Consider the following 14,237-nt stretch of genomic DNA (forward strand, 5'->3'; position numbering starts at 1 on the left):
GTCGCCGCCACCGCGCAGGCCACGGCCGCAGCGCCCAGGCGCAGCACCGGCCGGCCGCGCGGCGGGCGGCGCAACGCCAGCACAGCCGCCCCGGTCAGTAGAGCCGACACCGGGACCAGTGCGAGCGACCAGCCCGGACGCAGATCCGCGACCGCGCCGAGCAGCAGCAGCGCCACCGCGTACGGCAGCAGCACGGAGATCCGCAGGCCGTTCCGCCACGCCTCCCGGAACGCGCTGCGCAACCGCGTCTGCCCTTGCCAGGGCAGCGACGCCGTCCCGAACCACACCAGTACGAGCAGCGACATCGCCGCCCAGAACAGCCGCGAGTACAGCAGCGACTGCGCCATGAACGCCATCTGCGCGGCCAGCGTCAGCGGCACCCCGACAACCAGGTAGAACAGCACCGCGAACCGCACCCGGCCCCACGTCAGCCCACCAGTGAGCAGACACAGCACCACCACTCGTACGGTCAGCACCACCAGGAGCGCCGCCAGGAACTCCGGCTCGGAGTGCGAGCGCGCCAGCAGCACCCGCAGATCCGTGTACAGGTCGGCCGGGGGCAGCGCGACCGCGTGCACGAGCCCCGGCCAGCGCGGCAGCACCCCGGCAAACGCCAGCAGCAGCACCGCGCCGGTCAGTGCGGCCAGCGGCCACAGCCCCACCGCCGCCGACCGCAGGTCTGGACGAGTCAGCAGGGGCATCCTCATCCTTCCAGGTATAGCAGCCACCCACCCCGCCCCCACCCTGGCTCGCCGCCGCGTCCTCTCGCCTGCAACAGCCCTTCGCCCTGGAAGAGACGTGCTGGCCGCTGCGCGGCCTTCGCTTGGTCACGCCACGGCTTGAACTGCGGCTGCCTGACTTCGCGTTGCTGGTGGAGCTTGCGGCGCTGGCGTCGGCCGGTGCGCACGATCCGGCGGAGATGCCGGCGCCCAGGCGCTCATCGGGAAGGTCCGTATGGGACGCATGGAGGCCTCGTCGCTGCGGCCGCCGCTGCCGGGCGCCACGTGCATCCGCCGCAGGTGGCCCACGCTGCGGGCCAGCGCTGACGCCATGCGGGCCACTGCCCGGGCCGCCGGTGCGCGCCCCTCCCCCTGCGGCGGAGCGGTCAACCCACAGGAAGCTGCCAAGAGACCCCTCTTCCTTTCCCGTCCGCCCGAGCGGCGGCACGGCGCGTATGCACGAACGGCAGACTGCGGGGTTGCCTCAGTCCAGACCGGCGCGTTGTGCGGCCGTGGCGAGTGCGACCCGACTGGTGACGAGGAGCTTCCGCCTGAGAGCGGTGACATGTGTCTTGACGGTGGTCAGCCCGATGCCGAGCCGGGCCGCGATGGCCGCGTTCGAGTCCCCGGCGGCCACCAGCGCCAGAACCTCGTGTTCCTTCTTCGTCAGCAACGGAAGCCGCGCATCGCCGACGGCCTTGCTGCTTTGAACATCGGGTCCGTGCATCAGCCGTCCGATTGTGGTCCGGCTTTGGGAGGGGGTGCAGATGAACCCTCCTCCGGCGAGAACACGGACGGCGTGACCTAGGAACACGGGATCGCTGTCTTTCAGCAGGAATCCCGAAGCCCCAGCCCGCAGGGCCATTTCGAGATGTTCGGAGGTCTCAAAGGTGGTCAGCATTCCCACCGGTGGCGGGGACACGAGTGCCCGAATCGCGGTGAGCAATGTGAGCCCGTCGGGCGGCGGCATGACGATGTCCAGCAGAACCAGGTCAGGTGTGTCCTCCTGCACGCGCGCGAGTGCCGCGTCACTCGGGGTGACGTGCACCGACAGGTCGTGGTGGGAGCTCAGGATGCAGCGCAGGGCGTCCCGCACGAGCTCCTCGTCGTCCACGACGAGCACACGGATCATCACTGACTCCCGACAGGTGAGCGGCCGAAGGTAGGAGAGCTGAAACCCTCCGCAGGGAGGAGATCGCCCCAAGTCCAGGGTGCGACTATTGCTTGCGCATCATAGGCCGGTCCGGAAGGACGGCTGCGCTCATGATCTGCGGCCGCAGGCCGTGCAACGGGGGAGAAGAACAGTGAACGGGACGGCGACCGCCGAATGCAGGACGGCCAGAGAATCCACTAGCCAAGCATGCTCAGTTCCTGATGACATATCGCGGATCTGCGGGAACGACCTCTCCGTGCTGACCCACCGGGAACGGGAGACGCTCGTCAGGATCGGTGGCGGATTCACCAATGCCGCGATCGCCCGCGGTCTCGGTATCAGCGAGAGGACCGTCAAGAAGCACGTCTCCAGCATACTCGAAAAACTTGCTGTCGCGTCCAGAGTGGAGGCCGCACTGATTGCGGTACTGCGCCACGGTGATCTGTGCGAGTCAGGGTGTACGCATGGCCACCTCCCGAAAGGCCACTAGCAGAAGTCCTCGTAGGTCAGGGATGTTTGCTGGGAGTGGAAAGGGCCGACCGGGCCGCTTTCCAGTAGGGAGGAATTATGTCTGCCAAGGTCTCAAAGATGATGCGTGCACGCGCGGGCGCCTTCGTTGTCGCCGGTGCGGCAGTTCTCATGGCAGGAATGGCAGTACCGGCGCACGCCACTTCGGACTCCACTGTTTGGAACATTCCGGGCGGGAACAAGATAACGGTCAACGCCTGGCACTGCGGTCTGTACGTGAATGCCTGCGACTGGAAGGCGTCCACAAAGATGAGCGGTTCCAACCCCAAGAACGCCCAGTGGATCCAGAACCGCGCCGAGTTGCGGGCGCATGGTGTGAGCGCCAGTCTGACGATCTCCAAGACGCCCTCGGCGACGCTCACCATGAAGAGCCGGTCGCTGGGCGAGGTCCGGCTGAGGAACACCAAGACCTGGATCGCCGACACCAGCGGCCAGATGAAGCCCAGCAAGTTGACCGTGCACGTCTCGACCAAGAGCTGCGGCTCCGCCCAGGTCAACAGCAGCATCAAGGTGAGCGAGAAGTGCGCCTACGCGGGCGCATTCTGACCGTGTCGCGTGCAGGAGCCCTTCTTCGAAGGGCTCTCTGCGCGTGGTGCGGTTGCGCACTGATCGCCTCGTGCGCCGGCGCACCGGCTGAGCCTCATGCCCCGGAGCCGGTAACGCAACTCAGCGTGCTCGTCAGCTCGCAGAACGGTCTGTACTACCACCCGTTCCTTCGGGAGGAACCGGCCAGCCCGGAGGCACAGGCATATGCGCTACGCACGCTGGCTGAGGTAGGCGTCGATCCCAGGCTCAGCATCTCTGACGAGGAGGTTCGAGCCATGCGCGGCGATGCTGTCGCCGCGTCGCCGCTGTGGGGACGTACCTGGCTGATCCCGTTGCGTGCGGCTGGTGCGGAGGGGGCCCTGGTCGAGTCGGACGCCGCTGCGGTGGCCGAACTGCGTCGTGACGGCGGCTGGTACGTCGATCCGATGCTGGGTGACGGCACAGCGGCGGCGAGGATCGGCGGCACCTGGGCGGCCCTGGAACTCCTCGCGGCCACAGACGCCCTGGATGCGTTGCCGCAGCCGCAGACCACGACCACTGCTGAGTGGCTGCGCGAACAAGCAGAGGCGGTGCAGAACATCGATGCTGCCGCTGCTGTCGCCCGTTCCCTGCAGCTGATCGGGATGCCTGTGCCCGACAGGTTGGTCAAGCGGTTCTCCGCGCCCTCAATGGACGGTTTTCCCGCGTTGAAGACGGACGCGCGTAACGCGCGGCTCGAAGAAACGTACAGCTACGTTCTGCTTCGACGGTCCGCAGGCCAGCCCGCGAGGGTCGACCGGACGGCGTGGACCCGTGTTCTCGAGAACAGTGTGGGGAACCTCGACTACGAGCAGCTCCACAGCGTGGTGGCCATCCTGCGGTCGTCGGGAGCAGGCGCGGCCTCGTCAGCGTTCGAAAAGGTCCGGCAACGGCTGGAGACCAATCGCCTCGGCAACGGAACGATCCGCGACCCCGACGCCTATCTCGGCAGTCTGGACGCCTCGCTCTACGTACAACGCCTCCAACTGATGGCTGGTGGAAGTGCGATCGACAGCGAGTTGGCGGAAGCGCTGGAAGGGGTTGCTGATTCGGACTACTTCAGCGGGACCGGACCGGAGCAGTTGATCTGGTCGGCGGTCTACAAGTCTGCCGGGGGGAAGCGTCCCTCCCGCCGGCCGGTGCGCACGCTCTGCCAGGACGGCCAGACGGTGCCCCGCAGCGTCACCGTCGCCAACGCCGCGGTCTGGCAGCGGATGGCTCACGCCTGCACTCAAGCCGGGGGTACGGTCCGTGCGCCCCGCGTGAGCCAGTGGGACGTGGAGACGCCCGAGGGCGCTGTGGCAGCCGCGGAACTTGTTGTCGGCCTTTCCGAGGCGCGTCTGGAGCACAAGGTCCCCGCCTGGATCACCCCCGAGGGACTCGCCGCGTATGTCGCTCGCCCGAATCGTCTCCCCTCGGTGTACGACCTGGCCTTGGTGGTGCGAGCGCACAGCATCCTTGGTGCGGCCCCCGACAAAGCCATCGAAGGTGTGCTTGCCGACGGCCTGGCTCCGTACCGGGGATGCCCTGAGCTTCCGGACCTCTACCAGGTCGGCGCCGGAAACAGCAGGTGTGACCTGCGGACCACCTGGGCGGTGTGGTCCCTGGACCGCCGCTTCGGTGGTGGACTCGATGTCCTCCCTGCCAGAACGGGTGCCGGTGCGCACTCATAGAACCTCAAGAGAAGGAGCACCGGTCAGGTGAACGTGATGTGGGAGGCGAAGGGCGTGAGCAAGTCCTTCACGCTGCGGGGGAGCAGAGTCGACGCGCTGCATGAGGTGGACTTCCAGGTCCCCGCCGGCGAGGTGACAGCCCTGGTCGGGCACTCGGGTTCGGGTAAGTCGACCTTGCTGAACGTCCTCGGTCTGCTGACGCCGCCTGACAGCGGGCGGGTTCTGGTGGACGGCGTGGACACCACGGGGCTTGCCGACGCGGAACTGTCACGGCTGAGAGGGGAGCGGCTGGGTTTTGTGTTCCAGGCCTACAACCTGCTTCCCCAGCACTCCGCGCTGCGCAACGTGGTGCTTCCCTACCGGGGCCCCTACCGGGCCGGGCTCGAGCGTGCCCGTCACCTTCTTGACAGGGTCGGCCTTGCCTCGCGTGCCGGTCACCGGCCGGGTGAGCTCTCCGGCGGTGAGCAGCAGCGTGTGGCCCTCGCCCGGGCGCTGGTGAACGAGCCGTCAGTGATTCTCGCCGACGAGCCGACCGGCAACCTGGACACCGAGAGTGAGCAGCTCCTGCTGGCGCTCTTCCGGGAACTCGCCGCCGAGGGCCGGGCTGTGGTGATCGTCACTCACAACAAAGGCGTGTCGGCCATGGCGGACTCCGTGCACACGATGGACAAAGGCCGCTTCACCCTTCCTTCGCTCATCTCCGAGGCCGAGGGGGACCCTTCGCTGTGAACGTCTTTCAGCTTGCCGTGTCCAACGTCATCTCCCTGCGTCGCAGACTGATCGGGCTGGTGTTGTTGGTGTCGCTGGCGGCAGCCTTCTGCCTGGCCGCCATCGGCGTTGCCGACCAGGCTCAGAACGCCGCGGACACCGGTGTCAAGGAGAGCACCGCGAACCGGAGCATCACCGTAGAGCGGCCGGTCGACCGCACTGACGTCTCGCCGCTGACAGAGCAGGCAGAACAACGTCTGGCGGCTCTTCCCGGCGTGGTGGACGTGCAGCATCAGGCGCAGGTGTCGTTCGCCTTCAAGGACGAGGCGATCGACGGTGTACTGCTCTACGCCACGACCCACCGCAAGGCGTTGACCCCTCCCGTCACCGCGTCCGTACGGAAATCGCTGTTTCCGCTCCGAGCCGGCGAGATGGTGCTGCCCGCGCGAGCACAGGGAGACGATCTCCGAACCGTGTTGGGGAAGCGCATCACGGTCGACACCACGAGGTTCGTGAGTGACGGCGAGGGCACCGGGGCCACCAGCTCGGTTCGTGTGGTGGGTCTCTACGATCCGAGTTGGCAGCTCGACGGACCGGACGCGGCCTACACCGACGACGCCACCGTGGTGAACTGGGCGGCGGCGAAAGCAGGAGTGCCGGAGGACAGCTTCCTGAGCACTGTCGGCTACAACCAGCTCACCATCCTCACGGCCTCCTCCGGAGACGTCCCCGCTGTGCTCGACTCCGTGCAGGCAATGGGGTTTCCAGCCAGCACCCTGCAGCAGCAGCTGCACGCACTTCCGACCGTGCTCGAGCTGATCCGCCTGGTCGGCAAGGTGTTGCTCGGAGTCCTCGGGCTGCTGGCCTTCGCCGGAGCCATCACCGTCACCGGGGCCTTGTCCCGCCAACGAGCCCGGGAGATCGGCATCCTCAAGGCGCTCGGATTCCGTACGCGCACGGTCTGCGTTCTCCTGGTATTCGAGATGGTGCTTGTCGGGGCTGCCGCGGCGTTGCTCGGCCTGGTCGGGGGAGCCGTTCTCAGCACCGTCACCGCCGCGACGTTGCGTGGGATCCCTGATCTTGCGCCCTATCTGGGAGGCGGTCTGCTGCTGCCCTCGCCGGCCACTTCGAGCCTGCTGCTGGCAGCGACTGTCCTGGTGGTCGCAGCAGGCTCCCTGCTTCCTGCCCGTCGTGCCGCACGGCTGGCTCCCACCGACGCGATGAAGGACTGGTGAGCCGTGCTCTCCTCCACTCGACGAACCTCCACCCGGCGCACTGCGTTGACCACTGCGCTGCTTGCCTGCACCGTCTGGAGCCTTGTGAGCTGCTCCGGTCCGGGCGGTGTGGACCTGGGGACGGATTGGGACGGAGCGCAGGCATTCGCTCTGGCGGAGGTCGGCGGTGAGCTGGCAGTGATCGGAGTCAACCCGAAGAGGGGCACTGCCGAGAGCCTGGCGGTGGTGCCCTCGCAGGCGGACGACGAGGACGCGGTGGTACCGCAGCTGGTGCACACGGCGGACGGGCGCTGGATCGTGTCGGTACCGCGCACGGGAGGCAAGCCGGACCGCCGATACGAGATCGACAAGGGTGAGCACACCCTCACTGCTCTGGGAGACGGCGCCGCCCTGCACGGCCTGTACGCGACGAGGAGCCGCCTGGTGGCGGTGCCGTCCGCATCAGGACCGCTGCTGGTCAGCGATCCCGAGGACGGATCGACCACGCGCACCGTGGTGTTGCCCGACCGTCTCCCCCTTGCCGCGGCTGACCGCCACTCGGACACGCTGTGCGTGGGGACCGACGCCGGCACGTACTCCGTGGTGGACGTGGTGAGCGGACAGGTTCGCCCCGTTCCGGCGCGAGTCGGCGACCTTGAGGTCTCGGACCTGGCGTGCACGCGGGGGCGTCCGGTCCTCGTAGGGGGCAAGGGCGCGGACACCTCCGTGCCGCGCATCGCGATGACCTCTGATGACGCCGCCACGGTCGTCCGGATCGAGGGTGGGCGGCCGGAGGCTGTCGCGGTGTCGGGCGACACGGTGGCGGTGGCGCTCCGGAGCCGAGCGGGCATCGAGTTGGTCGAGCTGGACCTCGGTGACGGGAGCGAGACGCGCCGGGTGGGCACCGAACTGTCGGGCGTGGACAGCCTCCGGCGTACGGCGACCGGGTGGCTGCTGTTCTCCCGGGACAGTGTCGCGGTGGTGCGCGACCAGGGGACGACCGTCGAAACCATCGACCTGCCGGGGCCGCTGCTCAGGGGGTGAAGGCAGGCACGGACAGGTGGTGGAGAGCACGTGAGTGTCAACGGGGAAATCCGCTCGACACCCCGGGCCGCTCGTAGCAGCCTTCCGTCATGGAAGAGACGTGCTGGCCGCTGCGCGGCCTCCGCCTGGCCACTGCCCCGGCTCGAACTGCGGTTGCCTGACTTCGCGTTGCTGGAGGAGTTGGCGCGGTTGGCGTCGGCCGGTGTGCACGGTCCGGCGGAGATGCCCTTCTCCGTGCCCTGGACGAAGGGGTCCCCGGAGGAAGCGGCCCGGTCCGTCTTCCAGTACGTGCTGCGCACGTTCGGGGGGCGGCAGCCGGCGCAAGGGGTCAGCGGCTGAGTCCGGTGACGCGGTAACGGGCGAGGCAGTCCGCTCCCAGGTGGGTCGTGGCCTCGGTGAGTACACCCGTCGCCGGATCGACCGTGAAGCGGCACCTGGCCTCCTCGTCCGGCGCCCAGGCGCTCATCGGGAAGGTCCGCATGGGACGCACGGAGGCCTGGACGCTGCGGCCGCCGCTTCCGGGCACCACGTGCACCCGTCGCAGGTGGCCCACGATGCGGGCCGGTGTGAGCAGCTCCGTGAGCCGACGCACGGCACCCGGGGCGTGCGGGTCCGGATCGTCCCCCAGTACAAGCTGTCGCTCGACGCTGTCGGTGCCGGTCACGGTGACCGCCCAAGTGCGGTCACTGGTAGGCGCCGAGGTGGAGGCCTCAAGGTCCGACACGTCCGCGTCGAGGGTGACGTGCGCGGTGAGCACCGCTGGTTCCAGCAGGGTGGCCGCCATCCGCCCCAGAGCCCAGCCGGCACCGTACGTGCGAGCCGGTGGGGTCGACGACGTTGGGGCGACCGGATCGGGAGTGGCGAGTGAGGTGACGGTGTAGTGGGAGGGCTCACCGTCCCGCCAAGGCGTGTCGGCTTCCAGCAGGAAGCCGGTGGCCGTGTCGAGCGCGAGACGCACCGCCTCCGCTTCGGGGGAGGTCCAGGGGCCTTCGGCGCCCTGTGCCCACACCGGGTGCGGGACCAACTCCAGTTCCACGCAGCGCCGTCCGATGCGGGTGCTGTGGCGCGCGGACAGGGAGCCGATGTGGCAGAGCAGAGCGGCGGGATCGAACAGGGCGGCAACGCCCGGATCGCCGCCCTCCCGCTCCCGCATCGCGGCCGAGGTTCCGGCCACCGTGACGATGCTGGTGCCGCCACGCTCGACACAGGTGACGTCCGCCTCGAAGGCGGTGTCCTCCGCCAGCGCGGCCGCCATCCGGGCCACTGCCCAGACCGCCAGCTCGCGCCCGTCCCGTTCCGGCGGAGCGGTCAACCCACAGGAACCTGCCAAGAGACTCCCCTTCTCTCTTCATTGAGCTCTTCCGACCTTCCCTGGATCGGGTGATGGTCGTGGTCCGGGGGCCGTGACGTACGAAGGCCTTGTCCGTTGCGATGGTGCCAACAATCTCCCGGCGCAAGGAGCTTCGCGGTCACCCATCGCGCCGCTCTCGACCTGCCTGATGCTCTCGTTTCGTGGGTGGAGGATCTGATCGGTACCCGAAGGTGTGAGATCGGCAGTCCCTGGCGGAAGCTGACCTCCTTCGACCAGGCCGTGATGCTGCTGGTCTGGCTCGCGCTGGGCGACACCTTCGCCCAGCTCGCCGCACGCTTCGCGGTCTCCACCGACACCGCTTGGCGCTATGTGACCGAGGGCGTCGAGGTCCTGGCGGAGCGGGGCGCCGACACTCGCCCAAGCACTCACCGCCGCCGGCGGGGAGCGGCGACTGCTGCTGGACGGCACCTCATCCATACCTGGCGGTGCGGTGCCCAGGCCACCGAAGCCAACCACGATCCGCTCTACAGCGGTAAGCACCATCGGCATGCGAACCGCCTCCTGGACGCTCGGCGGTATCTCCCTCGCGGGCGCGCTGGCCGCCGCACTGATCTGGCCCGCATGCGATCCTCGCGCACCTCGACCACGATCACAGCGGCCTGCCCTCCCACCATCCCCACCTCGCCGAAGCCTCCGCCACGACGGGCGGTCACCGGTGAGCACACGCCTCGCTCGTCCGGCCGGTGCTTCCCTCGGTCGTCAGGTGAGGGTTTCGCAGGGAGAACAGGTACCGAACCGGGCCGGGCACGCCGCCACAGCTCTTCGAAGGGCGATTGCCCGAGCGGCTCGCTGCTGAACTCCCCAACGGCGGTGCCGGTACGCAGCACCGCCGTCCACGGAGAGTCCTCCGTGGACGGCGGTCCCTGGCACTGGTACTGCGTCGTGGCTTACGGCTTGACGGGGTCGCCCTCACCCAGCGCCAGCCACCACACGTCCTTGTCCTTGGTGAGGTCGATCCTCTGTCGACTTCCATCGGCGAAGCGGAGGTCGGCGGACGCCAACCTCGGCACGACGGGGTCGGAGACGACTGCCTCGACCGGCTCAACGGCGTGTGGGCCATACTGCGAGATCAGCTCGCGAGCGGCCTGTTCCCGGCCGGTGTACCAGGGTGCGCCGATGCGGGAGAGGTCAGCGGCGTCCCCTGTCCGGAGGCGCTGGAGGTACACCTTGATGACAAGCTCTGTCTCTTGTGCCACCTGCTTCGCATCCGGGTAGCGCGACTCCACGGGGCGAACGGTGACCTGTACCTCCGGGGTGTCCTGGAGTGCGTAGGGCGCCGGGTCGTCGCGGTACAGCCACCAGGCTGCGGTGGCACCGGAACACACGGCAACCGCCACCACCACGGCGACTACCCATGTGGATGCTCGGATACCTGCCATCAGTACCATCCCGGCTTGACCCGGACGATGTCCGCCCAGGTGCCCTTCTGGCTCTTCACGAAGGTGTCCAGACGCTGGTTCAGCCGGTTCTTGTTCTGCGCGCTCACATATGCCTTCCCCTTGGCCATCTTGGTGACCACGCCGGCGTGGTCCCAGCCGCCTTTGCCACCCCAGTTGAAGAAGACCACGTCACCGACCTTGGCGTACTGCTGTTTGCTCTCCGTGTTCACCACACCGTTGCTGTGCCGGGCCAGGAACTTGCGCATGTCGTCGGAGACCGTCCAGGTGTGGGAGTTGGTGAAGTAGAAGCCGCCTCCCGAGTGCGGCGGCGACGCGTGCTTGAGCCGCCACCAGTTGTCGAGGCTCCTCTTGTTCTTCTTAACGCCCTTCATGCGCATGCCGCCGCCGTGGTAGAGCGCTTTGGAGACGTAGTTGGTGCAGTTCTGGTTGTACTCGTGGCGTGCGTCCCAGTTGGCCCTCGCCCACTTCGCTGTGCCATTGGCGTCGATGGTGGCGAAGGGAGTGAAGGGGGCGGAGCCTTCCACGGACTCTGCCGAAGGCGGACCGCTGGTAGGGGCGGATCTCACCGTGGGCTGCTCGCTCTCCACGGTGCCGTAGGTCGTCATGAGGAAAGCATCCTCCCCCCGAGGCAGCCGCTGGTCGTACTGAGTCGCGTCCATCTTGCCGCGTAGCGAGGGCGTCTCCCCACCGAACGTGAAGATCACGACCGCCTCGCTCGTCTCCGGATCGGAGGGCGAGTCGGCGAGGAACCGCCGCTCGCTCACCGTCGCGCGGACGGCTACCGAGCCGTCGGTGGTGGGCATGGTCAAGGTATCGGAGATCGTCGAGGTGACGGATGTGTAGACGAGGTCGTCGGACCTCAGCGCGTCCCGGGTGTCGATCAGCCACGACTCCTCCGCCTTGAGCAACCATGAGTACATCGCCGCGTGCGGTCGGCCGCGCACCGCGCCAGCCGCGGTGTGTTGGGCACCGGTCGTCATCGCCGCACCAGCCTCGAGGTACTCCCGGACCGCCCGCACATACGTCGCGCTGTCCGGCGAGGCACTCACCGGCTTGACCGCTTCGCCGGCGACCGTGCTACTGGTCCCGTACGGGTTCGAGGCGCTGAGCCGGAAGCTGTACGAGGTGCCGTTGGTCAAGCCGGTCAGAACGGCGTCCGTGCCTTCGGTGGTCTGCTTGGCGATCACCGCACCGGTGGCATCGACGGCCGAAACCTCGTAGGTGAGTGCTGTGTCGTTGTATCCGCTGTCCTTGCTCGCGGCCCAGGTCACGAGCGCACCGCCGTCTCCGGCGCGAGCCCGTAGCCCACTGGGTGGCGAAGGTGTTGTCGCGGCGCCGTACTCCACCGTGAGCGCGGCCGAGGTGAAGCTGATGGCCGCGGTGCTCGGCGCGTTCTCGGGCATCCGCAGGACGAGGCCGTGGTTGACGTTCGCGCCGTCGGTCCAGCCCGTCACCAGGCCGGTGACGTCAATCTCCCACGGCGCTGTGGCCGTCAGGTTGGCCTCCGGGGCCGTGGCAGCTTCCAGGTCATCTCCCTTTCCGTCGATCGACCATTCCTCGTTGAGCGCGTGCACGTCCACCCGCGGTGCCGTCCCACTGGTCTGGAGCTTGAGGACGGCGCTGGTCACGCGCGCTCCGGCGGGTACGTCCGCGACATCAGGCTTGAGGTACGCGCGCCAGCCCCGGCCGGAGACGTTCCCGACCCTGAGCGGGGTGCCGGTCTCCCCGAGGCAGTCGCTCGCGCCGACGCAGGCGCTGGCGGTGCTGAGCGGCACAGCGATCGAGGATCCGGGAGCCACAGGGGGAGGCAGGTCGCCGCTTCCCGCCGTGATCGGGGTGGGCGTGGTCCAGGCCGAGCACCTACCCGAGTAGCAGGCCCTCATAGACCAGTCGAACGGGCCGTTGCCGGTGAGCCGGTCGGCCGGTACCTGGAAGCTGGCGCGTTCGCCGTTGTTGACGAGCTGGGTGCCGAGCGTCTGCGTTCCGCCGGGAGTGCGGAGGCGGAACTGGGCTTCGACCATGCCGCCGTTAGGCGAGCTGACGATTCCGGTGATCAGAGGGGTGGGGGTGTCTGTCGCTCCGGTCTGCAACGCCGTTGGTAGGTCTGCGGGCAGGACGGCGCTCGCGTCCGCACGGAAGGTGTTCCAGTCCGACCAGGCGGAGGTGTCGACCCCGTCACCAGTTCGGGCACGCATGCGCAGATGGGCACCGTCGGGAAGGGCCGACGCGGTGGGAACCTGGAGTGAGGCGGTGGCTCCCGGCGCGAACACCGCGCTCTTGCCCGTCCATGTGTAAGTGGTGTCGGCGAAGTCCGGGTCCGGCTGGACTTGAAACTCCGTTACCAGCGAACTCTGCGGGTCGCTGTCGCTCACCTTCGCCAGCAACGTGGGCGTCAGTGTTCCGGCGGTCGTCATCATGGTGCCGGCTTTGAGCGGGCTGAGACTCAGCGCAGTGGGCGTACCGGGCGTGGAGTTGTAGGTGACGATCAGGGATGGCTCGGTTGCCGAGTCGTGCGATCCATCGACGTAATTGGCGGACCGGTACCGGCGCCAGGTCAACGGGTCAGCCTCGTCGACGGCCGCCACGCGCAGCCCGTGGTCGGGCTGGCCTTCTGCCCAAGCCTGCACGATGCCGTTCACGTTCCACGACACCTGCCCGGCGGGGCAGTTGGCGTTGTAGCCCTTGGCCGCCTTCGACACGGAAGCCGCTGTGGCCGTCGTGCTCGGCTGTTGCGACCAGGAGATGGCCGAGGGATCCCAGCCGCTGGTGATCCGCCGTACCTGGATGCCGGAGTTCGCTGTGGAGCACGAGGCCGACCAGTGCGAGTACAGGCGCAGGCTTGCCTCAACGATGCGCTTGCCGGCGAACCGGGAGGTGTTGAACTTCAAGTAGGACCGGGCTCGTTCGGTGCCGTTGTACGTTCCGGCCTTGAGCTCAGTGGACCCGCGCTGGGAGGTGGGATAGGCGCTGTCCTGGATCCAGGTGTCCGTCACAGGGCCGAGGAGTGTGTTGGTCGGGTCGACCACGACCGGGTATGTCACGTCGTGATCGTCGAGGAAGGACCTGTCCGGCTTCAGGACGAGCGTTTGTTCAGTTCCGCTGTTCTCGACCGCGACTGCGACATCCGTGACGTTCTCCGGCTCGCCCGATGCGGCCCCCTCGGCGGCTCCCCACATGACGGGGACTGGCGCGGTCGCCACGCTGTCGCCGCCAGCGTCCTTCCAGAGCAGTCGCTTGTCTGCTGTTCTCCTGAGGTCGAGACCCTCGGCGATCACGGGTATGCGCAACTCCACCTGCTCCTTCGGCCGCTTCTTGAGCACGAAGTGATGGGAGAAGCCCTCGGGCAGCGCGGTGAGCACGAGGTCCGTGTCGGGCTGCACGTCGCGATAGACGGCGGTGTTGCCCACGAGTGCGGGTCGGGGGAGGTTTCCGCCCCAGCCTATGCCGAAGCTCTGTTCACCCGCAGTCACCTCCGCGAGCGGGGCATCGACTCCGTCGGAGAAGGCGATGTCAGTCGCGGCCTGCCTGGGTCGTACAACGCCGTCCCGGTACTCCAGCGTGGTGTCGATCTCCCGCCAGGAGCCGCGCGCGTCGCGGACCCGGATCGGTCCGGTAGTCGACTCCTCCGTCAGCGATCCGTCCGGATTGACGTAGGTGGTCGAGCTCTCGGTCCGCAGAGCCTCGACCTCGAGACGCTCGCCTGCCGCAGCCGCGTGCCTCCGGGCGGCGCCAGTCGCTGCCTCCTCGGAATTCCGTTGGTCTGCAGTGACCGGTGCGGACAGAGGGGGCACAGCGCCGGCGACGGTTTCCCCCGTCACGCCCACCCCGACCGCCAATGCGCCGACCATGCTGTAGGTCATCA

At 68.2% G+C, this 14,237-nt stretch carries 11 protein-coding genes and 1 pseudogene; 8 read left to right on the forward strand and 4 right to left on the reverse strand.

What is annotated here, in order from left to right:
• Positions 1–1,203 precede the first annotated feature (1,203 nt).
• Complete coding sequence (locus tag QNO07_RS02330) at positions 1,204–1,851, reverse strand: response regulator transcription factor (RefSeq protein WP_283989674.1); 648 nt, start codon at positions 1,849–1,851, stop codon at positions 1,204–1,206.
• A 277-nt stretch (positions 1,852–2,128) separates the two neighbouring features.
• Here QNO07_RS02330 and QNO07_RS02335 point away from each other — a divergent pair, with 277 nt between their 5' ends.
• The 7 genes from QNO07_RS02335 (at position 2,129) to QNO07_RS02365 (ending at position 7,942) form a co-directional block, all read left to right on the forward strand.
• Positions 2,129–2,362: a response regulator transcription factor gene (locus tag QNO07_RS02335; RefSeq protein WP_283990041.1), complete on the forward strand. Its 234-nt coding sequence runs from the start codon at positions 2,129–2,131 to the stop codon at positions 2,360–2,362.
• 287 nt (positions 2,363–2,649) lie between these two features.
• The gene (locus QNO07_RS02340) at positions 2,650–2,946 is read left to right on the forward strand and encodes a hypothetical protein (RefSeq protein ID WP_283989675.1); all 297 of its coding nucleotides are present in this window, start codon (positions 2,650–2,652) and stop codon (positions 2,944–2,946) included.
• A 125-nt stretch (positions 2,947–3,071) separates the two neighbouring features.
• Positions 3,072–4,637: a hypothetical protein gene (locus QNO07_RS02345; protein ID WP_283989676.1), complete on the forward strand. Its 1,566-nt coding sequence runs from the start codon at positions 3,072–3,074 to the stop codon at positions 4,635–4,637.
• Positions 4,638–4,673: 36 nt separating this feature from the next.
• Positions 4,674–5,366 carry an ABC transporter ATP-binding protein gene (locus QNO07_RS02350; RefSeq protein WP_283990042.1) on the forward strand — a complete coding sequence of 231 codons (693 nt, stop codon included), beginning with the start codon at positions 4,674–4,676 and terminating at the stop codon, positions 5,364–5,366.
• Positions 5,363–6,580, forward strand: a complete 1,218-nt coding sequence (locus QNO07_RS02355) for an ABC transporter permease (protein ID WP_283989677.1) — start codon at positions 5,363–5,365, stop codon at positions 6,578–6,580. The genes QNO07_RS02350 and QNO07_RS02355 overlap by 4 nt, the downstream gene beginning before the upstream one ends.
• 84 nt (positions 6,581–6,664) lie before the next feature.
• Positions 6,665–7,603, forward strand: a complete 939-nt coding sequence (locus tag QNO07_RS02360) for a hypothetical protein (protein WP_283989678.1) — start codon at positions 6,665–6,667, stop codon at positions 7,601–7,603.
• A 153-nt stretch (positions 7,604–7,756) separates the two neighbouring features.
• On the forward strand, positions 7,757–7,942 hold the full coding sequence (locus QNO07_RS02365; protein ID WP_349636799.1) for a hypothetical protein: 186 nt from the start codon (positions 7,757–7,759) through the stop codon (positions 7,940–7,942).
• Here QNO07_RS02365 and QNO07_RS02370 read toward each other — a convergent pair.
• Complete coding sequence (locus QNO07_RS02370) at positions 7,932–8,915, reverse strand: hypothetical protein (RefSeq protein ID WP_283989679.1); 984 nt, start codon at positions 8,913–8,915, stop codon at positions 7,932–7,934. The two genes, QNO07_RS02365 and QNO07_RS02370, sit on opposite strands and share 11 nt — an antisense overlap.
• A 204-nt stretch (positions 8,916–9,119) precedes the next feature.
• On the opposite strand from QNO07_RS02370, the pseudogene QNO07_RS27650 reads away from it, so the two are divergent.
• Positions 9,120–9,308, forward strand: a pseudogene (locus tag QNO07_RS27650) (helix-turn-helix domain-containing protein); the annotation flags it as partial.
• A 554-nt stretch (positions 9,309–9,862) separates the two neighbouring features.
• Here QNO07_RS27650 and QNO07_RS02375 read toward each other — a convergent pair.
• Complete coding sequence (locus tag QNO07_RS02375; protein WP_283989680.1) at positions 9,863–10,354, reverse strand: hypothetical protein; 492 nt, start codon at positions 10,352–10,354, stop codon at positions 9,863–9,865.
• A complete protein-coding gene (locus QNO07_RS02380) occupies positions 10,354–14,235 on the reverse strand; it encodes a DNRLRE domain-containing protein (RefSeq protein ID WP_283989681.1) in 3,882 nt (1,293 codons plus the stop codon). Before QNO07_RS02380 ends, QNO07_RS02375 begins: the two co-directional genes overlap by 1 nt.
• Positions 14,236–14,237: the final 2 nt, after the last annotated feature.

The organism is Streptomyces sp. 549 (assembly GCF_030124175.1).
In the GTDB taxonomy this organism is placed as follows: Bacteria; Actinomycetota; Actinomycetes; order Streptomycetales; family Streptomycetaceae; genus Streptomyces.